The organism is Advenella faeciporci, from assembly GCF_014652395.1.
Classification (GTDB): Bacteria; Pseudomonadota; Gammaproteobacteria; order Burkholderiales; family Burkholderiaceae_B; genus Advenella; species Advenella faeciporci.
Genome location: NZ_BMYS01000001.1, coordinates 244,954 through 265,918, shown reverse-complemented (window position 1 = coordinate 265,918; position 20,965 = coordinate 244,954). Strand labels below are relative to the sequence as shown.

Here is a 20,965-nt window from a genome sequence, read left to right as displayed (position 1 = left end):
TCGCGTAAAATAGCGGGATGAATCAGAAATCATCAAAACCACGCGTTGTTATTGGCATGTCCGGAGGGGTCGACTCCTCGGTCAGTGCCTGGCTGCTCAAGCAGCAGGGCTATGATGTTGTTGGTCTTTTCATGAAAAACTGGGAAGACGATGACGACTCCGAATATTGCTCATCCCGCCAGGACTGGCTTGACGCGGCCAGTGTCGCTGATCTGGTTGGGGTAGACATAGAAGCGGTCAACTTTTCTGCTGAATATAAAGACCGGGTTTTCTCGGAGTTCCTGCGGGAATATTCGGCCGGCCGTACCCCCAACCCCGATGTGCTGTGCAATGCCGAAATCAAATTCAAGGCGTTTTTAGACCATGCCATGCAACTGGGGGCTGAATATATTGCCACCGGGCATTATGCGCGGGTTCGTTCAGTTCAGCATAACGGCCAAACGCAATTCCAGCTTCTCAAGGGCCTGGATCCTGCCAAAGACCAAAGTTACTTCCTGCACCGCCTGAATCAGGCACAGTTGTCCAAGGCCATCTTTCCCTTGGGTGAAATTGAAAAGCAGGAAGTGCGGCGTATTGCCCATGAACTGAAATTGCCCAATGCAGCCAAAAAAGATTCCACCGGTATCTGCTTTATCGGAGAACGGCCTTTCCGTGAATTCCTGAACCGTTATTTGCCAACCCAGCCAGGCCCTATTCTTACCGATGATGGCCAGGAAATAGGCAAGCACTATGGTCTTGCCTTCTATACGCTAGGGCAACGCAAGGGCCTGGGTATTGGCGGCGTCAAGGGTCGCCAGCAGGCTGATGGCACGGCCGATGCCTGGTATGTGGCCCGCAAGGATCTGGCCAATAATATTCTTTATGTCGTTGCCGGACACGATCATCCCTGGCTGCTGTCATCCGAACTGCATGCCGAAGATCTTAGCTGGGTAGCCGGCCATGCTCCTGAACCGGGTGTGTATGGTGCAAAAACCCGTTACCGCCAGGCAGACGCGCCCTGTCACCTGGTTGGCAGCAGCCAGGCACGCCTGAGGTTATCGTTTGAACAGCCACAATGGGCAGTCACCCCCGGGCAATCCGCCGTTCTTTATGAGGGTGATGTCTGTCTTGGTGGCGGCATAATTTATTAATTTCTTTATTTTTATCTTTTCTTACCTATGAAAATTGCAGATCAACTCAGTACGCTTAATGCCTTGTCTCCGTTAGACGGCCGTTATGCCTCACGTGGCAATGCCTTGCGTGAATATCTGTCCGAAGCCGGCTTCATGGCTCACCGCGTCGAAGTCGAGGTCTCCTGGTTAATTGCCCTGTCAGATGCCGGCTTGCCAGAACTGGCTCCTTTTTCGGTGCAGGCCAGACAAAAACTGAGCAATCTGGTTGAAAACTTTACCGAAGCCGATGCCGAGCGCATTAAAGAAATTGAACGGACAACCAACCATGACGTCAAGGCGGTTGAGTATTTCCTGAAAGAAAAAGTGGCGGATGACGAAGAGCTGGCCAAGGCAGGTGAATTCATTCATTTTGCCTGCACCTCTGAAGATATCAACAATACTTCACATGCCCTGATGCTTGGCCGAGTACGTGACAATGTTGTATTGCCACGCCTTAACGAAGTGCTGGCCGAGCTGGTTCGCTATGCCAATCTGTTTGCCGACCAACCCTTGCTGTCCAGGACACACGGCCAGCCAGCCAGCCCAACCACCATGGGCAAAGAGTTTGCCAATGTTGCCGCCCGCCTGAAGAATGCCATCGCTGCGGTAGCCGCTGTAGAGCCGCTGGCAAAACTCAACGGCGCAACTGGCAATTACAATGCTCACTTGTCAGCTTATCCTGACATCAATTGGCCAGCGCTTAGCAAAGGCGTCCTGAACAAACTGGGCCTGACCCAAAATGAGCACACCATACAGATTGAACCGCATGACTGGATGTCAGCCCTGTTTGATGCCATTGGTCGCGCCAACACGATTATCCTTGACCTGGATCGTGATATTTGGGGTTATATTGCTTTGGGCTATTTCAAGCAGCGTCTTAAAGAGGGTGAAGTGGGTTCTTCAACCATGCCACATAAAGTAAACCCTATCGATTTTGAGAACTCTGAAGGCAACATTGGCCTGGCCAACGCACTTTTGCGCCATCTGTCAGAAAAACTGCCTGTTTCACGCTGGCAACGGGATCTTACCGATTCTACCGTCTTGCGTAATCTGGGTGTTGCACTGGGTTACTGCATGGTGGCATGGGACTCATGCCTGAAAGGCCTGGGCAAACTGGAAATCAATGCTTCAGCCATTGATGCCGATATTGATGCCTGCTGGGAAGTATTGGCCGAGCCTGTTCAAACGGTAATGCGCCGCTATGGCTTGCCCCAACCCTATGAGCAGTTGAAGGCGCTTACCCGTGGTCGCGGTATTACCCAGGATGCATTGCGCGAGTTTATTGCCCAGCTTGATTTGCCTGCGGAACCCAAACAGCGCCTGCTGGATATGACACCCCGCTCATATATTGGCCTGGCCGCTGAGCTGGCCCGTAAAGTTGGCTAAGCCCAAACAGCTTTAAGAATACGGATTCAAATGTAAACCGGTCTTTATTCACTGACTTAATAAAAACAATGCAAGATATACATCGCGCATTGTTTTTATTTTGGCTTTTGAGGATTTTGTAATTGGTTTGAAATACATTTCGGGATACCATTTGTAATAAATATTTCATAACCAGGAGTAAATGAATGAAAAAGCAAATTACGGTTTTGGCCTTAGCCTGTACCACCTTTTTTTCTGCTGCGGCCAATGCACAGTTTGCCAAACCTGAAGATGGCATAGAGTATCGTCAAGCAGCCAAAGTGCTGCTGGCTTCCCATTTTGGCAGAATGGTACCCGTTATTAAAGGTGAAGCCCCTTACGATGCAGAAGCCATTAAAGAAAATGTGGCTATCCTGAATACCTTGGCTGGTTTGCCTTGGGTGGCTTTTGGTCCCGGGTTTGAAGGGGGTGATGCCAAGCCTGAAGTATGGTCAGATGCCAAGGGTTTTGAGGAAAAGCGTGAGAACTTCAAGGTTGCCATTCAAAACCTGTCTGCCGCTGCCAATAGCTCAGACCTGAACAAGCTGAAAGCGGCTTTTGGTAAAGCTGGCCAAAGCTGTAAATCCTGTCACGATTCTTATCGTAAAGACTAGGCCCGCCCATCTTTATGCAAGCCGCTTAAAGGCCGTTTGCGATAAACCCGGTCAAAAGACTTGACGCTTTCATTCTCTTTTGACTTAAGCACAAAAAACCGGACTTTAGTCCGGTTTTTTGTGCTTTAAGCCTTATGAGATTGCTTGACAGCGAACAGCAGCATTAATAGAAAGAACCGCTGCTGCTGGCTCCAAGCGTGCTTATCCAATAAACAAAGCCAGACGTGATCGCCAGGGTAAGCAAACCCATGATGCGGGTCTGCAGGTTGTCTGTGGCACTTTGGATGTTTTTAGGTTGTTGCAACAGGATTTGGGTTTTACCTGAAACCATGGTTGCCACCAGATTCTGTTTTTTGAAAATCCGGTAATAAATGATGGCCAGTATATGCAGGGCAAACAAAATAATCATGACAGGTTCATTGCTGCGATGCAGGGAACTCATGGTTTTGCTGAAAGCCGAATTCAAATGGGCCAGAGGACCTTCGGTAAAAATATCATCGGTGGTGAAAAGGCCACTGAAGGCCTGAAAACCGAAAACCGCCAGCATGGCAATCACTGACAAAGCACCTAGCGGATTATGGCCCAGGGATGTATAAGCCCCTTTCAGATAGCGGGCAATGGTGGCAGGTCCTTTGATAAATTGGCAGAACCGGGCATAATATGAGCCCGTGAAACCCCAGATAATACGGAATAAAATCAAACTGAGTACACAATAACCGAACTTTAAATGCCAATCAATCCAGATAATGCCACTGTTGGCCACCCAGCCTTCGGTAGTGCCTGCCGCTTTAATGGTAAAAAACGCGGCAAGTACACAGAAAGCCAAAGCCCAATGAAAAAAACGGGTGGGTAAATCCCATACATGAACGGTTTGATGATTGCTTTGATGCATATTATTAAATATTTAAGTTTCCAAAAACAAATTGCAGTGTTAGGATGATGTCAATAACGACTTGATCAATTACTTGATTGATTTTCTTTACCTGCTTTAATATCCTGCATATTACATAAAGAAAATGCTGATTTCATGACAATGGTAACAGTATAACCCATGAATTTTTCCATACATTTTGCTGGCAAGCATTTAGTCCGGTATATTGTGCCAATGATGGTACTTGTGTTGGCAGGTTGTTCATCAACTCCTTCCAAAAAAGATCGCTCACTGGAGCATGCGCCCAGAAAACAGGTTGAGCGGGTGGCCTATAACGGTAGTCCGGCAGTAGCTGCCACACAGGCAAAAACCATGTTGGTAGGACAAGTTTACATCCGCGACAGAGTCAATGGCGGAGATCGAACCGGTGCCTATCTTGATGTTGTCCTTAATCCGGTATCATCGGTAAGCAACCAGTGGTACCAGGAAGTGTGTCGCGCAGGGAAGGTGTTGAACGGTCAGGCAGACCAGCGTTATGTCCGTGACGCTTTTTATGCAAAAACCAATGATTTTGGACAGTTCGCTTTTACGAGTGTGCCTGTGGGGGAGTATTTCCTGACCTCGCGCCTGTATTGGATAGACACCAAGCCCATGAGCGGACCGGTTGAATACGGTGGCCTGTTATCCAAAAAAGTCAGCCTGGTTGCGGGCACCAATGCTTTTGATCTTAATGATGCAGACAGGTGTCGCGGATATTTTCATTAATCCATGGTTTACGATAATTTAATGTTTTTTAACAAAAAAAATCAATCGAACAGAATATAATTGAAAGATAATTCTTTTTTTCTGAGTATTGTTTTTGAAAGGTCTTTTATGAAATTAGTTAAGGTTTTAGGGCTGACGGTTTTGTCCGTTGCGTTGACCGGTTGCGGTCTATTCGGTTCAAAAGAGGCTTCCAGCGCCAATACTGCACAGGCATCTGCTGCTAAGCCGGTCGTTGCGAATAATGCCAGAATGGTCCAGAAAAAAGGTAATGGCGATATTGAAATTTATGTTGGTTCAATTACAAAATCCACACCTAAAAAAGGCAAAAACGGCAAGACTTTGGCGCTGGAAGACGTGGTTATCAAGTCTGGTGATCAAACTTACTACACATCAGGCGTTTTGTTAAACCGGGCCGATGTGAAAACGGTTTTTGTGGCTAAAGCCAAAGACAAACCGGCCCTGGGCCTGCGCCTTACGCCCACTGGCGCAACCAAGCTGAAATCAGCTATTAATGATAAGTCAAACTTGCACAAAACCGTTTTGGCCAGTATGGATAAATCGGTATTTTCAATCATGACAACCTCTGAGGCTCAACTGGAAGACGGTGTCTTGCTGATTCCCATGCTGACGTTGGTCAATGCCAGAGATACGGCTGACATGATCAGGACAAAAAAGTAAACAAATGCCATCAAATTTTAGGGTTGTTGACATTTGCAAGCAATAACCCGCCTTGTTTTTTTAGAATGCATGTGTTGTAATTTGCGTATGGCAGATGAATAATTGCTTTAACTAATAAGGAATTTACATGAAAATCTCACGCAAACTTGGTTTGGTTATTTTGCCGCTTGCTGTGGCGTTAGCAGGATGTGAAACGGTTAAAAAGACCGAAACGACAGAAACTGCGGCACCAGCTCAGGCTGCCAGCGTAGATGTTTACACCGCTTCAGATAAAGTGATTAAAGGCTTCCGTCCTTTCAAGCTTAGCGAGCAGCAAACCATTTATGTCAGTCCAACACCGGTTATTACCCGTGAAAACCTCACAACCATTAACCATGTTCGTGATAACCAAGGTCGCACCTTCATCAAACTGGGCTTGAATCCCGCTGGTGTCGATGCGCTGTCAAAAGTCAATAAACAGTATGGATACGCAACCACTATTGGTGGTCAGCTGGCTTCCATTACCGGTGTAAAACAAGGCTCAGACTTCCTTTTCATGGTGCGTGACGACGCAACTGCAGATTCAATCATGAAAGCGGTTGTTCCCCAGCAGGCTGCAAAATAAATGCCCAGTTAAGCTAGTCTTGATTTCTGGCTAAAATCAGTAAAACCTTGTGTCATCGTACACAAGGTTTTTTTTATAGGGTACGTGTTTGAATTGGGCAGGTTTTGGATCCAATCCCACGATATGGAGTAGGTGCTAAATGATCAATTTGTTGTTCTCCCGGTATGCCGCCTTGCTGGTTGTTTTTCTGGCCTCTGGGTTGGGTTTGTATATGTTTGCCAATCATGGCACCAGCTGGCTTGTTTTATTTGTTCCTGCCTTGTTGTTAAGTGTTGTGGGGGTTTATGATTTGCTGCAAACCCGTCACTCAATCAGGCGCAATTACCCGGTCATCGGAAACTTGCGTTTTTTGCTGGAATCCATCCGGCCTGAAATCAGGCAATATTTTCTGGAAAATGACAATGATAATTTGCCATTTTCCCGTGCCCAGCGTTCTATTGTGTACCAGCGTGCCAAGCAGCAAATAGATAAAAGGCCGTTTGGAACCATCGAAAACGTGTATGCCGATGGCTATGAGTGGGTCAATCACTCCATGCAGCCTTCACACATTGATGATGCCAATTTCAGGGTCAGGGTAGGTGGTCCGCAATGCACGCAGCCTTATGATATGTCGGTATTCAATATTTCAGCCATGAGTTTTGGGGCTTTGTCTGCCAATGCCATCCGGTCTCTTAACAGCGGTGCCGCCAAAGGGGGCTTCGCCCATGATACCGGTGAAGGCGGCATTAGTGCCTACCACCTGGAGCATGGTGGAGACCTGGTGTGGAATATTGGTTCGGGGTATTTTGGCTGTCGTGATGCCAATGGCCATTTTTCCGAGACGGAATTTGAAAAGCGGGCCAATCTGCCGAATGTAAAAATGATTGAGCTCAAATTATCCCAGGGCGCCAAGCCCGGCCAGGGCGGGATCTTGCCAGGCCCCAAGGTAACCCAGGAAATTGCCGATGCCCGTGGGGTCCCTGTTGGCGAGGATTGCAATTCACCTGCTGCTCATAGCGCTTTCAGCACCCCTATCGAATTAATGCATTTTATCCAGCGATTGCGTAGTCTGGCCAATGGTAAGCCGGTTGGATTCAAATTGTGTATTGGTCATCCCTGGGAGTGGTTTGCCATTGCCAAAGCCATGCAGCAAACCGGCATAACACCCGATTTTATTGTGGTTGATGGTGCTGAAGGTGGAACGGGTGCCGCGCCTGTTGAGTTTGCCGATCATATGGGGGTACCCATGAAAGAAGGTTTGCGCCTGGTGCATAATACGTTGCTTGGTATTGGTTTGCGCAATCAGATTAGGCTTGGTGCGGCCGGTAAAATAATTTCGGGCTTTGATGTTTTAAGAACATTGGCTTTGGGGGCTGATTGGTGCAATAGCGCCCGGGGTTTTATGTTTGCCATTGGTTGTATTCAGGCCCAGGCCTGTCATACGGGGCGTTGTCCAACTGGCGTTGCCACACAGGATCCTATCAGGCAAAAAGCATTGGTGGTTGAAGATAAATCTGATCGGGTCAAAAATTTTCACCACAATACTTTGCTGGCTTTGGCTGAATTGCTAGAGGCAGCAGGCATTACGCACCCGCAGCAATTACGCGCTTACCACGTGGTAAGACGAATTTCCAGCAGCGAGGTCAAATTGTTATCGGCCATTTACCCGGAACTGGAAGAGGGTGATTTGCTAAAAGAACAGTATCGCCAGAAAATTTTTGAGCTTGCCTGGCCACTGGCCCAGGCAGAGTCATTTGCTCCGCGTTATTCAGTTGCATCAGTGGTAGGTCAGGCCTATCGCGACTGAAACGGATCTTGAAGGTAAAAAATACCCGGGAGAATTACCCCGGGTATTTTTTTGAGTGACAAGCGTATTACTGTGCCGTATTGCTTTGCTGTTCTTTCTCAATGCTTTGGCATTGTTGCAGAAAATTGTTTAAAAATTGTGTTTTAGGCACAATTTTGTCAGAAGGTGAGTTCCATAAGGTATTTGCAAACTCAATAAATGAACCAACCTGCTCATCGGGAATACTATTGTCGTTACTGATGAATTCATTGGCTTCTTCTTGTGATTTACCGCCATTTTTCAGGTCATAGAGTTTGCCAATGACTGCAACGCTGGCCTGGCAGGTAAAACTGCCGCTTGAAGCAAGTGGTGGGGCAGGTTCATCGGAAGATGTGCTTTGGTATAAATCTTCCTGTTTTTGTAAGGGGGGGGGTTCTGGCTGGGTGGTTTGTGCGGGAATAATAACCCCTGAGACAGGCGGTACGGATTCGTCTTCGTCATTGAACAAAGAAGTTTCCAGTAATTTCCAGGCAAAAAATGTAATGCCCAGCACCAGAGCCAGTAATAATAAAAATTTACCAAATGCTTTCATGAGCATCCTTATTAGCTAAAATTATGTTTGTGTATTGCTATATGACAATTATCCCCACGCGCAATGAGGATAAGCGACTATAACTCAAATTATAATTAGAATCTTCTCATTTCAAGTGAAATTTTGACTAAAAATTTCGTTAGGTTTCAAGTGCTTTTTTTCCTGAAGCCGGGCTCTGTCAAAAAGATGGCGTAAGAAAATAGAATATTTACAATTCCGGCAAGCATAAAAATGACCGGAGCAGAAAAATCCAGACTTAGTAAAAGGCCGGTAAGAAGAGCGCTGGCAATCAGGAAAATGGCATTAAGGATATTGTTTGCCGCAATAATGCGTGCGGTATGCGTTTTTAACGTTGTTTTCTGGATGAAAGTATATAAAGGCACGCTATAAACCCCTGCACAGGCACTTAACATGAACAGATCAAACATGGTGCGCCAGTTTTCCGGTCGGGCAATGAACTGGCCAACCGAGAGCAGTCTTTGCATGTCGGGAACCGTAATTGAAAAATAAAGATCAACCGTAAACAGGCTCATTCCCGCGGCCCCTAGGGGTACCAGTGATAAAGCAGGGCGATTCAGGCACAGTTTTTCACATGACAGGGAACCTGTTGCCACACCTATCGAAAATAGCACCAGTAATAGTGCTGCCACATGTTCATTGCCTTGCAGGATGTCTTTGGCAAAGAGGGGGAAAAGAGCAAGAAAAACCGCACCGAAAAACCACATCCAGCTAATCAGCAGCATGCTTTTGAAAATCATGGGCGCCTGGCGGGCAATGGACAGGTTCTTAAGGGTTTCGGTAAAAGGGTTCCAGTTTATTTTATTGCTGACAGGGTTTTTTTCCAGTGGAGGAATGAATTGTGCGCTAATCCTGCCGGCCACCGCCATTAGCAGACAGGCAAATGCGGCCCAAAGGTGGCCATTACCCGGGATGGCCACCAGGATTCCTCCGGCAATGTTACCCAGCAAAATAGAAACAAAAGTGCCCATGCTGACCAGGGCATTGCCACCCATTAAAGATTTATCATTAAGTACCTGGGGCAGATAGGCGAATTTGGCGGGCCCAAAAACGGTGGAATGCAGGCCCATCAGGAAAATGCATACCAGCAGGATGATGACCGATTGCGTGTAAAGGCCAAAGGCAGCCAAGAGCATAATGCCAATCTCCGCATTCTTGACGTTGCGCATAATGCGGATTTTGTCATACTGGTCTGACAGTTGCCCACTGGTGGCAGAAAACAGCAGAAAAGGAAAAATAAACAGGCCGCCAATAATGACGCCTGCCATGCTGGATGGGAACCATTGGGTTTGCCATTGATAGGTCAGTAAAATCGTAATGGCAAATTTGTAAAGGTTATCGTTAGCCGCTCCACAGAATTGGGTCCAGAAAAAAGGAGCGAAACAGCGTTTTTTCAAGAGGGTAAATTGGTGGGGAGCAGGTTGTTGTTTCATTGAGTTCTCTGTAAATATTTTTTTTTGTTAAGTTATTGAAAAAAATAAATTATTTTTATTGATATGGTGGTTTTTACACTTAAATTGTAAAATATTCTGAATTAAGGGTGTAGTTTGCATGCAGGGTATTATCCTGCAAATACAGGATAAGGTCATGAAGCGTTTATTGTTGGGTTTTCTGCTGTCAATTTCAATGCCTGTCATGGCAATGGGCAAGGCACCAACCGAGGTTGAAAAATCAGCTGGCCAGTTGGGTGTTGTCGCCTGTGAGGGAGTGGTTCAGGCGCTGAACAGAAACCAATTGTCAGGTCAAATCAACGAAACACAATTGATCGAAGTATTGCAGACATTGAATGCCAGCCAAAAATTGCCTGCTTATTTCATTATGAAGCAGCACGCACGTGAGCATGGATGGCGTCCTGGGCGTTATTTCTCGGACATTCCCTCATTAAAGGGCAAGTCCTTGGGGGGTGACCATTTTGGTAATTATGAACGCAGATTGCCCAAAGGCAGCTGGAAAGAGGCTGATCTGGATTACCGGGGTAAAAAACGCAATGCCAAGCGATTGGTGTTCAGTGCAGATGGCCAGCAGCGCTACGTTACAGTAGATCATTACGAGACATTTCACAGGGTGCCATTATGTCAGTAAAATCTTCTTTTATCCCGGCTCGTCGCTTGAAAAAAAAAGCGGCGTGTTCCGTGCGGGTTTGTGAATTAAGCCGCATTGGCAATATTGATGAGGTTTATGATTCGCTGCAGCTTGATTTAAAGTTGCCGCAGTATTTCGGTCGTAACCTGGATGCCCTGTATGACAGTCTTAGCACCGATGTCAAAGGCCCTTTCAAGATTGTCTGGTTGGACCATGAAAGCAGTGCCGATGCATTGGGTGAGATTTATTATGAAGGCCTGATCGATATTTTCAGGGCAGTGGCTGATGAACGGGACGATGTGGAGCTTGTGCTGGGTTGAATTTTTCCCTGATGCATGGTGGTCATCAATTAAGGCATAATTCATGGTTATCAAGCGGTATTAATTTATGGTGGTGCTTTAGCAATATCCGGTAAGTATCCCGGGAGAAATCTCCTTTGCCGCTTTGAAGTATGGTGTGTAGCTCATCCTGATTATGGGCGGTTCCCAAGTAGCACCATTGATGAATAACATGCGTAACTGTGCCTTCTCGCAGTAATGAAATGCCTTTATATGGCCATGGCCTGATGTGTTGTTTTGCCATGGCAGTTACCAGTCTCTTCGAGTGTTCGCTATGGGTTTCCACGCCAACGCAGGCGCCATTACATTTTTTTAATTGTCTTGCAAAACAAGGCGTACCAGGTTTGCCTTTTTCTAATCCGAGGGTTTGAGAGCATAGTTTTTCTTCTTTAATTATTTTTCGCAAAGCAGTGCGTGCATCGTTGGCAGTTTCGTAAAGGCCGTACAAGTGTGGGTTTACGCCCAGTTCAACATCCTGTCCGCTGACCAGGGAAGGTATCCATAATCCAGGTTGCGACTCATTTAATAACCATGAAAAAACAGACTTGTTACGCCGTAACTGTCGGTTCATGGTTGGCATGCGTTCTTTGATTAAACGGGACTCTGTTAAAAGTGCATCCACTTCACCCGCGCAGACAATATGTTCGATGCGTTTTATTTGCATGGAAATCGACATTTCTTTGGGCAAAGCGTAATCACTTGAAAAATGGGAAAGAATACGCTGACGCAAACGATTACTTTTACCAATATAAATCGGTAAGTTGTTTTCTCCATAAAAAAGATAGACACCGAATGTATTGGGAATGGATTCAATGATCTCGGCATCAATGTGTGCAGGTAACGAAGGACTGAACATTGTGTTTTTAACGGCTTTTGCAAGGTGTTCAGGGGTAGAGGTCCGCTCAATGATTTGCCAGAATTGCATGATTGCATGGGCATCGTCATAAGCCCTGTGCCTGGCACTAATTTGCAGTTGATGCCGCTGAATCAACTGGTCCAGTCCATGGCGTTGATATTGAGGGTAGAGTTTACGGGAGAGTTTGACGGTACAAAGCAAAGGTGCCTTGAAGACAATATTCAAGCGTTTAAAAGCGTTTTTGATAAAACTGTAATCAAATCGCACATTATGAGCAACAAAAATATGGCCGTCCAGTTTTTGTCTGATCGTCTCTGCCACTTCAGCAAAGACCGGTGCATTTTTTAGCATGTCATTGCTGATGCCTGTTAATTGTTGGATATAGGCAGGGACAGAGGATTCGGGATTGATCAAGCTAGTGAAAGTGCTAACGGTGGTACCGTCGTAACAGATAATGGCTATTTCAGTTATTTTACCGTCACTGACACTTCCTCCATTGGTTTCAATGTCAACAAAGGCCAATGGTTTACCGGTGATAAGTGGTGTTGGCATAGGCGTTGCAGAAGGATTGTTTGATACGGCCTTCACGATATTTAGTTATTTTCAAATACTGTATTTTTATACAGTTTTTAGCATATTTATTTAGAATTCGCAAGGAGTAACAATATTTTATTCTGGCGTAAAGGGCTTTTGAATGTTTTCCGGATAGCGAAACAGGGTATTCAGGTTCGGCCAGTGGACACGCCGGCCATTTGGAAGCGGCAAAAACACTTGATCCAATTTCTGTGTTGACACTTGGTTGATACATTCAGCCAAAAAACAAAAAGCCAATCTAATAAAAGATTGGCTTATGTGTTTGACTTCCTAAGAAGATTTTGGTGGCTCTTCCCCGATTCGAACGGGGGACCTGCGGATTATGATTCTGCAAAAACGGCTATTTATCAGTGTTGATTAAAATGCATAAAACAGCCTGAAAGCCAATAAATAAGCCATTCTAAAAGGTTTAAGCCTTTTTTCTGTGTTGATTAAAATTGATTGATATTGTACATTTAGGGGTACACAGGGGGTACACGAGGGGTACACAGGAAATGGCAACAATCAAACTTAGCAAAACAAATGTAGACAGGCTGACATGCCCACCAAACCAGAAACAGGTATTTTTACGTGAAGCTGGCGGTTTTGGTGTACGTGCGACTGCAAACAGCAAGGCTTACATATTTCAAGGCAAGCTGGACGGTAAGGTTATCCGTATGACCATTGGCGATGTGGAAACATGGTTTTTGGATGAAGCCAGAAAAGAAGCCAGACGTTTAAAAACAATTATTGATAGTGGCCGTGACCCCCGCGTTATACGTGATGAAGCAATGGCCGCTGATGCCGCCAAACGGGAAAAGGCAAAACAGGAAGAAACCCCCGCACTGGAAGCATGGGCCGCCTACATTCAGGCACGCGCCCCCAAGTGGAGCGAACGCCATAAAGCTGACCATGAAACCATGAGCAGGCAAGGGGGCGAGATTATCACCCGTGGCCGCAGGCAGGGGATGCCAGATAAAAAAGAGCCAGGCATATTACGCCCCCTGCTGGAATTACCATTAAAGCAGATTACCCGCGACCAAGTGGCCGCATGGCTGGAAGTGGAAGCCGCCAAACGGGCAACCCGCGCAAGGCTGGCTGTATCCTTGCTGGCAACCTTCATTAATTGGTGTAGTGACAGGCCGGAATACAGGGAACAGGTGAATGCTGATGCCTGTATCCGCATGAAGAAAGATTTACCCAAACCAGCCGCCAAGGATGATGTTTTGCAACGTGAACAGCTGGCGCTATGGTTTGAGCATGTGCGCAGGATAAGAAACCCTGTACAGGCCGCCTATCTGCAAACGGTCTTGCTAATTGGCGCTCGAAGGGAAGAAGTGGCAACCATGCGCTGGGAGGATGTAGACTTTAAATGGCTAAGCATTACCATTCATGACAAGGTGGAAGGTGAGCGGACCATACCATTAACCCCCTACGTGAAAAGCCTGTTACTGAACCTGAAGCGCCTTAATGATTTGCCCACCGTGGTTAATATCAATGGCGAAAAGCAGGAGCCTTCCCCCTGGGTATTTTCAAGCCCTACCGCTAAGAACGGATATATCACTGAACCGCGTATTGCCCATAACCGAGCCATACAGGCCGCAGGCTTGCCGCACCTAACCATACATGGCCTGCGTCGTTCGTTTGGCACACTGGCTGAATGGGTAGAGTGCCCCGCAGGTATTGCCGCACAGATACAGGGCCATAAGCCAAGCGCAACGGCTGAAAAACACTATATCCGCAGGCCGCTGGATTTATTGAGAATGTGGCATACAAAGATTGAGGGCTGGATACTTGAACAGGCTGGCATTGAGCAACCCCGCGAAGAAGCACCCAGACTGAAGGCAGTTAATGGGGGTATGAAATAATGATTTTTGAGAGGTTGCTACAGCTACAGTTGCTACAGTTGCTACAGATGGGCAGTAAATTAATGATTTTTGGGCACTTGCTACAGCTACAGTTGCTACAGTTGCTACAGATGGGCAGTAAATTAATGATTTTTGGGCACTTGCTACAGCTACAGTTGCTACTGTTGCTACAGTTAATTAATAAACGGGCTGGCTGGTATTGGCCTACCAACCAACCCTAACCACAACCCTACTAATAAGGAGTAGAGCCATGGCTGAAAATATTGTAAAGAAAATTTCCCTGACGGATGAAGAAAAAAAAGCGTTTGAGTTTTTGGGGGATGATGTATTGGGATGCTTTCCTCAAACGGCCGTAATCATTGGTGATGCAAAACAAATAGTATTCGGCATTATGCGCAAGCTGGAAAAATACGGCATTAATGATATTCCATACCGCGAAAAATGCAGAATCGAATCTGAATTGCGTGTATTGAATGGCTACCTAGAAACCAATTCGCATTGGGTGGAGCAGGTAAGTACGGAATACGAAAACAAGCATCTTGATCCGCTCATGGGTTTGTACGAAACGATGACAACACCAGCCAAGAAAAGCCCTAACTCTACTTGCGAGGAATAGAACCATGACCAATGCAGAAGCCACTTTATGCTTATATAAAGTCACTAATGAATATGCCTTAAAAGTGAAGGGGAAGATGTTTTTTACCCTGGGTGATACAGAGCAAGAAGCCTTAGCGCAAGTTGTAAGGTTAGAAAACTGCCAGCCCTGTGACATTGCCGTAACTGGCACCAGAGAAGTGGAGGTATGGCGTCGTAAGGTGGCGCAAGAGGCTTAGCCCGCAACCAGCCAAGCCCAGCACCTACCCCGACGGGGGGAAAAGCGGGATAGTCCACCCGCCTGGTGCTGGCACTTATTGAATGGACTTGTTAGGGACTAACAAGAATGAGCAAATTATTTAAGCTAAAGAAGTGGTTAACAATACCAGAAACCAAAAAATACTTAACGCAATTGTTTGGCGAAAAAGTGACCGAGGCTGATATATTCAAGCTGGCATTGGACGGGCACCTTGTGTTATCGGTTTATTTTGTTAATGGCGCCATGGCGCGACAAGGCATATTAAATGATTGCCTGCCATCTGAATGTATTGATGATATTGATCATTACACAGAAAAATATCCTTTTCTCAAGCATTTGTCTTTGCCACATTTTAATAATATGTGCAAATTATTTCGCCCTAATGATTTGGACCAAACGGATGCTTTAAGTTTATATCTGCAAAATACGATTACGGAGGCTAGCTTAGGACTTGGGAAAGGAGTAGTTACAATATATGGCGTTTTTGATTTGCCATTGTTTGGCGCAGAACGGCTTGATGTTGAGCATAGATACCAGATGTTGACAGGCGGGCCAGATGTGACAACGCAGTGTCTTGATGGGGCCTTTGTGTTTAAAGGCGATGTTATATATCAACTGCAAGAAAGTTTTGAAAATAATGAGTATTTCCCGGGCTCTAAGGCGGATGGGGAGAATCTGGAAAACCAGATAATATCTGAAAAAATTAATAATGCGGATGCTGAAAAATTGAGAGAGCAATTTAAAGCTATTAGAGCCGCTTTCTTGCGTGCAAGAGATGCTAGAGCCGCTTTCTTGCGTGCAAGAGATGCGTGGCCTAGCATATCTCATTACCCTGCTGGTGGTTTGCCGGATGATGCCGCGTTTGTTGTGAGGACTGAATCTTTACGCAAACTGCAAGATAGGCTAACAAAGGACGATTTGCCCGATAAGTCTGAAAAGCCACTCACAACCCGCCCACGCAATACGCTGTTAACCATCATTAATGCGTTATGCGAGTATTCAAACATTGACATAAAAAGCCGTGGGGCAGCCGCACAGATAGCAAAATTGACCCAAGAACTGGGGGCAGATATTTCAGAAGAAACCATTCTTAAATACTTGAAAGAAATCCCTGATGCCGTTGAAACCCGCATGAAGTAAGGGCCTAAATCCTAATTAGGTTTTTGCATTTCCTAGTTAGACCATCTATAGCCTGAAAAAAAGCACCATAAGCCATGTTCAACAATCATGAAGATTAAAACATGGCTAACAGCACCGTTAAACAATTCCCCACGCTGGAAACCGTCACCAGCCCCGCAGTAGAAACCAACCAAGCCGCCCACTACCTGAACCGTAAGCCTCAAACCTTGCGAGTATGGGCGTGCCGAGAAAACGGCCCCATTCGTCCTATCCGCATCAATGGCCGCCTTGCATGGCGCGTTACTGATATTAAATCTTTGGTAATGGGGGTGGCGTAATGGATACCCAAGAACTTCAAATATTACACGAGCACCCAGACGGCCATGCGGTTTTTTATAATAAAGAAGCCCAAGCCTTATTTATTCAGAACGGGGACACAGAACGATATCTATCAATTCCAATTGCCGCCTATGGCCTGCTTGAGATAGCCGAGAGTGCCGCCCGTATTGCCAGGGAAATTATTTATCAGGAGGGCGAGCAATGAAAAACGCCCCCATCGAAAAAATCAACGAGAGCGGCAAAGTTCAGAATCATTGTAACCCAAAATCAACAACTACCGAATCGCAACGCCATCGAATCTTAGAGGCATTACGTACAGGTCCGAAAACGTCATACGAACTGCGACGCATGGGATGCTATCAAGCGCCTGCCCGTATTATCGAACTACGACGCATGGGTTATGAAATCATAACCGAACGAATTACGCTAACTGACCGAGACGGTTTTCAGCACTATGGATGCGCCTTGTATTCACTGGAAGGGGGCGAAGCATGAGCGTCCTTGTAATTCTGTTTTTCGTCTGGGATTGGATAAGGGGCCGCGCATGAGCAACTACATTGAATTACTTAGGGCATTAAGTGCCGCTGGTCTGCTGGTGGACAGCCTGGAATCTGGCCGTTTAATCCGCTGTAAAACCACCGAGGATAAGGGCCTGCAAAAGTCTGGTTGGTATCACTTGTTTGACGATGCCGACCTGATGACTTGCGTATATGGCGACTGGAGAACCGGCCTACAAAACACATGGATTGGTGGCAGTAAACCAACCCCTGAACAGCGAATCATTGCCAAGCGATTAATCGAGCGGGCAAAACAGGAGCGCCAACAGGAACAGGCCAAGCAATGGGCCAAGAACCGCATTAAGCTGTTGTCCTTGTGGGATGAGGCCGCCCCCATTACCGATACTGACCCCGCAGGCCAATACTTAATGAATCGTGGGCTTAGCGTGCCCGCAACGGGCGTATTGCGCTTTCACGCTGGATTGGATTACTGGCATGAAGGTAAATGTTTGGGCCGCTTTCCTGCAATGCTGGCCGCAGTAACATCACCCGCAGGCGAGTTAATCACCATACACCGCACTTTCATAACCAGCCAAGGCCAGAAGGCACCCGTGCCGACCGTTAAAAAGCTGTGTTCACCCGCAGGCCCCATGGCAGGCGGCAGTATCAAGATTGGCAACGCAGTAACCCGCCCTGATGGCCGTTTAGGTATTTGTGCGGGTGAAGGTATTGAAACCAGTCTGGCCGCTTCGGTCCTGTGTGGCGTTCCCTGCTGGCCTTGCGTATCTGCAAACGGTTTGGCTGGTTTTGTACCGCCCCCAGAGGTCCATAATATTTATGTTTTTGCTGATAATGACGCAAACCAGACCGGACAAAGAGCGGCCGCACAACTGGCCGAGCGCCTGACTAAACAAGGTAGGGCTGTACGCATATACACCCCGCCAATTGCCGGTAATGATTGGCTTGATGAACTTAATTCAATGGGGGCGACAGTATGAGCGCGGCAATTATAAAACTTGAAAACACACCCGCTACCGAGTGGCCGGAACCCTTGCCGCTGGCAGGCAACACTTATGAACCTGAAGCGTACCCGCTGGATGCCTTGCCGCAGAGCATAAAGGCCGCAGTGCTGGACGTGGAACAGGCAACGCAAGCACCGTTACCCATGATTGCCACAAGCGCCCTGACTGCGTTAAGTCTTGCAGGGCAGGCGCATGTGAATGTAGCGCGCAATAAACACCTGACAGGCCCCGTAAGCCTGTTTGGTTTGGCATTGGCCGAATCTGGCGAGCGTAAAAGCACCGTGGACGGCTATTTTACCCGTGCTGTTCGAGAATATGAGGCCGAGCAAGCCGAAGCCCTGAAGCCAGATATTGATAATTACCAGGCTGATTTAATGGCATGGGAAGCCAAAAAGGCAGGACTACGGGAAGCAATAAAACAGGCGAGCAAAACCGGCAAACCAACTGAAGGATACGAGGCCAGCTTGCGAAGGCTAGAAGGTGACAAACCAGAGGCCCCCAAAGTGCCGGAGCTTATTCATGGCGACTGTACCCCTGAAGCATTAACCTTTGCACTGGCGACCAAATGGCCCAGCGGGGGCGTTATATCAAGCGAAGCAGGCACCGTGTTTGGTTCGCATGGCATGGGCAGTGATAGTGTCATGCGTAATCTGGCCGCGCTTAATGTTTTGTGGGATGGTGGCACGCATAAGGTGGGCCGCAGGACAACAGAGAGCTATACCACCCGCAACGCACGGCTGACCGTAAGCCTGCAAGTGCAATTGCCCGTATTGGTTGGGTACATGCAAAAGGCTGGCGAGCTGGCCCGTGGTTCTGGTTTTCTTGCCCGTTTTCTGGTGGCATGGCCTGAAAGCACCCAAGGTACGCGCCAATACCAAGAACCTGATGCAAATATGGCAGGGCTGGCAGGCTTTAATGCCCGTTTAACGCAATTGCTGAACACGCCTGTACAGTTTGATGAAGCAGACCAAGGGCTGGCCCCCGTAATGCTTGAGTTTTCGCCTGAAGCAAAGGAAATATGGGTTTCGGTTTATAACGCCATTGAAAGCGAGCTGGCCCCATTAAAAAGCCTGGCCGATGTAAAGGACGTGGCAAGCAAGACCGGTGATAATGCCGCCCGTATTGCCGCCTTGTTTCACCTGTTCGAGGCAGGAACGACAGGTACGATAAGCGGGGAAATCATGAAGTCCGCTTGCACTATCGCCATGTGGCACTTAAGCGAAAGCAGGCGATTGCTGAATGAACTGCAACAGGCCCCTGAAATCAGTCTTGCCGCTCGACTGGATGCCTGGCTGATTGAGCGATGCAATGAGATGGGAACCAACCAGATAAGCACACGGGATGTATTGCAATATTTTCCTTCTTCACGCTTGCGCAAGATTGGTGATTTACTGCCGGTCCTGAATGAGCTGACCGATACAGACAGGGCCAGCCTGACAAGTGAAGGCCGGAAAAAGCTGATTGTCGTTAACCCGAAATTACTTAAAGGGGGCGAATCATGGGCTTGATGGCATTGCTTGAAAAAGTAATAAATAAGGAGGTTGCGACTGTGACAGTTGCGACGCCTACAACCGTTAAGCAGGAAACACCCCCAAGTGTAGCAACTGTAGCAACAATAGCAGTAGCAAGTACCCCAAAGTTAAATATTGAACCGCATACAAGCACTTATACCAAGCGCCTGCAATCTTTTCAAAGTAAGGGTATTTCAAGCCGCGAAGCCCACGCACTGGCCGCCAAGCTGGACAAGCGGGATGCTGACTTTATAGACGACCGTATAAGCTGTGCTGAATGCGCCCATTACCACGCTGGCAGGTGTGGAAAGGGCGTTACCCTGATTGGCGAAACCAGTATATTTTCATTGGTACGATGCAAGGAGTTTAAAAATGATTGATGGATTGGTAGCAGGCAAAGTATTTGGACAGCCAAAACAAGGCCAGGGTAAGAATGGGATGTATGCCACAGCCAAGGTAAGGGTGGCGACCGATCAGGACACCATCTTTATTAATGTGATCTGCTTTAATGAAAAGACCTGTACACAGCTACTGGCTTTAAATGATGGTGACAGCGTGGCGTTATCCGGTTCCCTGACCCCCAAAGTATGGGAGGCCAAAGACGGAGCAAGGCCGGTTCTGGATATGGTGGCCCATGGCGTATTGACTGCCTACCATGTGACCCGCAAGCGAAAGGCCGTACAGGGTGAGCCAGACCCAGAACGCAGGTAAATACTAACAGGAGGAAGCCGCATTCAGTGCGGTTTTTTTTATGCCTATCCATTTGTACCGGCATGCCGCTGTTTTGGTGGCGTGCTGGTGAATCAAAACCCCATCAAATGTTTGGGCTGGATAACGGCAAGATTACGGCAAGGCCACAGCAAGGGAACGGGGCTTCAGTATGGCTTGCTTGTTGAGGTTGCTACCTTACAAAACCTGACATGGAAACCTGATAAAACATGAGTTGCCCGACCGTCCATAAATTTATGGAGCGCGGTTTTACTTACTATTACTTACCCATTTTGGAAGGCAAAGGAAGCAGGCTGGCATGAATAATAAATATGTGATTTTCACTTATTTGTAGATGGGTTTCTTTAGTCCCTAAAAGGGGATTTAATACTGGCAATATTGCCGCCTTGATCTATTCGGCATTTAAACTGTTATATGACGGCCCCCAACATGAATACCATGGGGACCACTTCAGACTTAGGCAATGGCAGGGGGCCATCAAAAGTCTGGATGGCATCAAGCCTGGACACCCGCCCCACACTCACGCGCAGAAAACTTTCCCCTATTGACAACCTATTGACATCAAAAAATCGCCAGCAACTGAACTGCCAGACCGGCCCCATACCCTTTTTTTATTGCTGACTGCAAAAATCAAGGTTTCATATCCACCCCCCGTAAAACCACATGGAACACATGGAACAAATGGAACAAGTCCTATCCATGCGGGTTACAGCCGT

General features: G+C 47.1%; 24 protein-coding genes. 20 read left to right on the top strand and 4 right to left on the bottom strand.

The window, feature by feature from the left end; translation table 11 throughout:
* Positions 1–17 precede the first annotated feature (17 nt).
* The 3 genes from mnmA to IE074_RS01245 all read left to right on the top strand — a co-directional run bounded on the left by mnmA (position 18) and on the right by IE074_RS01245 (position 3,169).
* The gene (gene mnmA / locus IE074_RS01255) at positions 18–1,130 is read left to right on the top strand and encodes a tRNA 2-thiouridine(34) synthase MnmA (RefSeq protein WP_189383618.1); all 1,113 of its coding nucleotides are present in this window, start codon (positions 18–20) and stop codon (positions 1,128–1,130) included.
* A 27-nt stretch (positions 1,131–1,157) separates the two neighbouring features.
* Positions 1,158–2,537 carry an adenylosuccinate lyase gene (gene purB, locus IE074_RS01250; RefSeq protein ID WP_189383617.1) on the top strand — a complete coding sequence of 460 codons (1,380 nt, stop codon included), beginning with the start codon at positions 1,158–1,160 and terminating at the stop codon, positions 2,535–2,537.
* Positions 2,538–2,722: 185 nt separating this feature from the next.
* Positions 2,723–3,169 carry a c-type cytochrome gene (locus IE074_RS01245; protein ID WP_189383616.1) on the top strand — a complete coding sequence of 149 codons (447 nt, stop codon included), beginning with the start codon at positions 2,723–2,725 and terminating at the stop codon, positions 3,167–3,169.
* Positions 3,170–3,332: 163 nt separating this feature from the next.
* Here IE074_RS01245 and IE074_RS01240 read toward each other — a convergent pair whose 3' ends face one another.
* Entirely contained in the window at positions 3,333–4,061 is a 729-nt protein-coding gene (locus IE074_RS01240; protein WP_189383615.1) for a cytochrome b/b6 domain-containing protein, read from the bottom strand.
* Positions 4,062–4,220: 159 nt separating this feature from the next.
* Between IE074_RS01240 and IE074_RS01235 the strand changes: the two genes are divergently transcribed.
* From IE074_RS01235 to IE074_RS01220, 4 genes are all read left to right on the top strand, one after another.
* Positions 4,221–4,805, top strand: a complete 585-nt coding sequence (locus tag IE074_RS01235; RefSeq protein WP_229793840.1) for a carboxypeptidase regulatory-like domain-containing protein — start codon at positions 4,221–4,223, stop codon at positions 4,803–4,805.
* Positions 4,806–4,913: 108 nt separating this feature from the next.
* A complete protein-coding gene (locus IE074_RS01230) occupies positions 4,914–5,483 on the top strand; it encodes a hypothetical protein (RefSeq protein ID WP_189383614.1) in 570 nt (189 codons plus the stop codon).
* A 127-nt stretch (positions 5,484–5,610) separates the two neighbouring features.
* Positions 5,611–6,087, top strand: coding sequence for a hypothetical protein (locus tag IE074_RS01225; RefSeq protein ID WP_189383613.1), 477 nt, complete (start codon positions 5,611–5,613; stop codon positions 6,085–6,087).
* 139 nt (positions 6,088–6,226) lie between these two features.
* Positions 6,227–7,873 (top strand): FMN-binding glutamate synthase family protein, encoded by a 1,647-nt coding sequence (locus tag IE074_RS01220; RefSeq protein ID WP_189383612.1) that lies wholly within the window; start codon positions 6,227–6,229, stop codon positions 7,871–7,873.
* 67 nt (positions 7,874–7,940) lie between these two features.
* Here the strand turns inward: IE074_RS01220 and IE074_RS01215 are convergent, their stop codons facing one another.
* Together IE074_RS01215 and IE074_RS01210 are read right to left on the bottom strand one after the other, a co-directional pair.
* A complete protein-coding gene (locus IE074_RS01215; RefSeq protein WP_189383611.1) occupies positions 7,941–8,444 on the bottom strand; it encodes a hypothetical protein in 504 nt (167 codons plus the stop codon).
* 146 nt (positions 8,445–8,590) lie between these two features.
* The gene (locus tag IE074_RS01210) at positions 8,591–9,895 is read right to left on the bottom strand and encodes an MFS transporter (RefSeq protein ID WP_189383610.1); all 1,305 of its coding nucleotides are present in this window, start codon (positions 9,893–9,895) and stop codon (positions 8,591–8,593) included.
* Positions 9,896–10,049: 154 nt separating this feature from the next.
* Here IE074_RS01210 and IE074_RS01205 point away from each other — a divergent pair, with 154 nt between their 5' ends.
* Both IE074_RS01205 and IE074_RS01200 read left to right on the top strand, forming a co-directional pair.
* Positions 10,050–10,544: a ribonuclease domain-containing protein gene (locus IE074_RS01205; RefSeq protein WP_229793839.1), complete on the top strand. Its 495-nt coding sequence runs from the start codon at positions 10,050–10,052 to the stop codon at positions 10,542–10,544.
* Positions 10,535–10,864 (top strand): barstar family protein, encoded by a 330-nt coding sequence (locus IE074_RS01200; protein WP_189383609.1) that lies wholly within the window; start codon positions 10,535–10,537, stop codon positions 10,862–10,864. The genes IE074_RS01205 and IE074_RS01200 overlap by 10 nt, the downstream gene beginning before the upstream one ends.
* A gap of 25 nt (positions 10,865–10,889) precedes the next feature.
* On the opposite strand, the gene IE074_RS01195 is transcribed toward IE074_RS01200, so the two are convergent.
* Positions 10,890–12,326, bottom strand: coding sequence for a 3'-5' exonuclease family protein (locus IE074_RS01195; RefSeq protein WP_189383608.1), 1,437 nt, complete (start codon positions 12,324–12,326; stop codon positions 10,890–10,892).
* A 500-nt stretch (positions 12,327–12,826) separates the two neighbouring features.
* On the opposite strand from IE074_RS01195, the gene IE074_RS01190 reads away from it, so the two are divergent.
* The 11 genes from IE074_RS01190 to IE074_RS01140 all read left to right on the top strand — a co-directional run bounded on the left by IE074_RS01190 (position 12,827) and on the right by IE074_RS01140 (position 20,231).
* Positions 12,827–14,179: a tyrosine-type recombinase/integrase gene (locus IE074_RS01190; protein ID WP_189383607.1), complete on the top strand. Its 1,353-nt coding sequence runs from the start codon at positions 12,827–12,829 to the stop codon at positions 14,177–14,179.
* A 250-nt stretch (positions 14,180–14,429) separates the two neighbouring features.
* Positions 14,430–14,795 (top strand): hypothetical protein, encoded by a 366-nt coding sequence (locus tag IE074_RS01185; protein ID WP_189383606.1) that lies wholly within the window; start codon positions 14,430–14,432, stop codon positions 14,793–14,795.
* 4 nt (positions 14,796–14,799) lie between these two features.
* Positions 14,800–15,012: a hypothetical protein gene (locus tag IE074_RS01180; RefSeq protein WP_189383605.1), complete on the top strand. Its 213-nt coding sequence runs from the start codon at positions 14,800–14,802 to the stop codon at positions 15,010–15,012.
* A 107-nt stretch (positions 15,013–15,119) separates the two neighbouring features.
* Positions 15,120–16,172, top strand: a complete 1,053-nt coding sequence (locus IE074_RS01175) for a hypothetical protein (protein ID WP_189383604.1) — start codon at positions 15,120–15,122, stop codon at positions 16,170–16,172.
* A 101-nt stretch (positions 16,173–16,273) separates the two neighbouring features.
* Entirely contained in the window at positions 16,274–16,489 is a 216-nt protein-coding gene (locus IE074_RS01170) for a helix-turn-helix domain-containing protein (RefSeq protein ID WP_189383603.1), read from the top strand.
* Entirely contained in the window at positions 16,489–16,695 is a 207-nt protein-coding gene (locus tag IE074_RS01165) for a hypothetical protein (protein ID WP_189383602.1), read from the top strand. The genes IE074_RS01170 and IE074_RS01165 overlap by 1 nt, the downstream gene beginning before the upstream one ends.
* Entirely contained in the window at positions 16,692–16,985 is a 294-nt protein-coding gene (locus IE074_RS01160; protein WP_189383601.1) for a helix-turn-helix domain-containing protein, read from the top strand. The genes IE074_RS01165 and IE074_RS01160 overlap by 4 nt, the downstream gene beginning before the upstream one ends.
* A 49-nt stretch (positions 16,986–17,034) precedes the next feature.
* Positions 17,035–17,985 (top strand): DUF7146 domain-containing protein, encoded by a 951-nt coding sequence (locus IE074_RS01155; RefSeq protein ID WP_189383600.1) that lies wholly within the window; start codon positions 17,035–17,037, stop codon positions 17,983–17,985.
* Positions 17,982–19,517, top strand: coding sequence for a YfjI family protein (locus IE074_RS01150; RefSeq protein WP_189383599.1), 1,536 nt, complete (start codon positions 17,982–17,984; stop codon positions 19,515–19,517). The genes IE074_RS01155 and IE074_RS01150 overlap by 4 nt, the downstream gene beginning before the upstream one ends.
* Positions 19,508–19,900, top strand: a complete 393-nt coding sequence (locus IE074_RS01145; RefSeq protein ID WP_189383598.1) for a hypothetical protein — start codon at positions 19,508–19,510, stop codon at positions 19,898–19,900. The genes IE074_RS01150 and IE074_RS01145 overlap by 10 nt, the downstream gene beginning before the upstream one ends.
* On the top strand, positions 19,893–20,231 hold the full coding sequence (locus IE074_RS01140; RefSeq protein WP_189383597.1) for a single-stranded DNA-binding protein: 339 nt from the start codon (positions 19,893–19,895) through the stop codon (positions 20,229–20,231). The genes IE074_RS01145 and IE074_RS01140 overlap by 8 nt, the downstream gene beginning before the upstream one ends.
* Positions 20,232–20,965 lie beyond the last annotated feature (734 nt).

Excerpts from the sequence above, each read along its gene's own strand:
- IE074_RS01140 (WP_189383597.1), top strand. The coding sequence starts at position 19,893 with ATGATTGATGGATTGGTAGCAGGCAAAGTATTTGGACAGCCAAAACAA.
- IE074_RS01210 (WP_189383610.1), bottom strand. The coding sequence starts at position 9,895 with ATGAAACAACAACCTGCTCCCCACCAATTTACCCTCTTGAAAAAACGC.
- IE074_RS01215 (WP_189383611.1), bottom strand. The coding sequence starts at position 8,444 with ATGAAAGCATTTGGTAAATTTTTATTATTACTGGCTCTGGTGCTGGGC.
- IE074_RS01225 (WP_189383613.1), top strand. The coding sequence starts at position 5,611 with ATGAAAATCTCACGCAAACTTGGTTTGGTTATTTTGCCGCTTGCTGTG.
- IE074_RS01165 (WP_189383602.1), top strand. The coding sequence starts at position 16,489 with ATGGATACCCAAGAACTTCAAATATTACACGAGCACCCAGACGGCCAT.
- IE074_RS01145 (WP_189383598.1), top strand. The coding sequence starts at position 19,508 with ATGGGCTTGATGGCATTGCTTGAAAAAGTAATAAATAAGGAGGTTGCG.
- IE074_RS01200 (WP_189383609.1), top strand. The coding sequence starts at position 10,535 with ATGTCAGTAAAATCTTCTTTTATCCCGGCTCGTCGCTTGAAAAAAAAA.
- IE074_RS01190 (WP_189383607.1), top strand. The coding sequence starts at position 12,827 with ATGGCAACAATCAAACTTAGCAAAACAAATGTAGACAGGCTGACATGC.
- IE074_RS01205 (WP_229793839.1), top strand. The coding sequence starts at position 10,050 with ATGAAGCGTTTATTGTTGGGTTTTCTGCTGTCAATTTCAATGCCTGTC.
- IE074_RS01245 (WP_189383616.1), top strand. The coding sequence starts at position 2,723 with ATGAAAAAGCAAATTACGGTTTTGGCCTTAGCCTGTACCACCTTTTTT.
- IE074_RS01170 (WP_189383603.1), top strand. The coding sequence starts at position 16,274 with ATGGCTAACAGCACCGTTAAACAATTCCCCACGCTGGAAACCGTCACC.
- purB (WP_189383617.1), top strand. The coding sequence starts at position 1,158 with ATGAAAATTGCAGATCAACTCAGTACGCTTAATGCCTTGTCTCCGTTA.
- IE074_RS01155 (WP_189383600.1), top strand. The coding sequence starts at position 17,035 with ATGAGCAACTACATTGAATTACTTAGGGCATTAAGTGCCGCTGGTCTG.
- IE074_RS01160 (WP_189383601.1), top strand. The coding sequence starts at position 16,692 with ATGAAAAACGCCCCCATCGAAAAAATCAACGAGAGCGGCAAAGTTCAG.
- IE074_RS01185 (WP_189383606.1), top strand. The coding sequence starts at position 14,430 with ATGGCTGAAAATATTGTAAAGAAAATTTCCCTGACGGATGAAGAAAAA.
- IE074_RS01180 (WP_189383605.1), top strand. The coding sequence starts at position 14,800 with ATGACCAATGCAGAAGCCACTTTATGCTTATATAAAGTCACTAATGAA.
- IE074_RS01175 (WP_189383604.1), top strand. The coding sequence starts at position 15,120 with ATGAGCAAATTATTTAAGCTAAAGAAGTGGTTAACAATACCAGAAACC.
- IE074_RS01240 (WP_189383615.1), bottom strand. The coding sequence starts at position 4,061 with ATGCATCAAAGCAATCATCAAACCGTTCATGTATGGGATTTACCCACC.
- IE074_RS01235 (WP_229793840.1), top strand. The coding sequence starts at position 4,221 with ATGAATTTTTCCATACATTTTGCTGGCAAGCATTTAGTCCGGTATATT.
- IE074_RS01150 (WP_189383599.1), top strand. The coding sequence starts at position 17,982 with ATGAGCGCGGCAATTATAAAACTTGAAAACACACCCGCTACCGAGTGG.
- IE074_RS01220 (WP_189383612.1), top strand. The coding sequence starts at position 6,227 with ATGATCAATTTGTTGTTCTCCCGGTATGCCGCCTTGCTGGTTGTTTTT.
- IE074_RS01230 (WP_189383614.1), top strand. The coding sequence starts at position 4,914 with ATGAAATTAGTTAAGGTTTTAGGGCTGACGGTTTTGTCCGTTGCGTTG.
- mnmA (WP_189383618.1), top strand. The coding sequence starts at position 18 with ATGAATCAGAAATCATCAAAACCACGCGTTGTTATTGGCATGTCCGGA.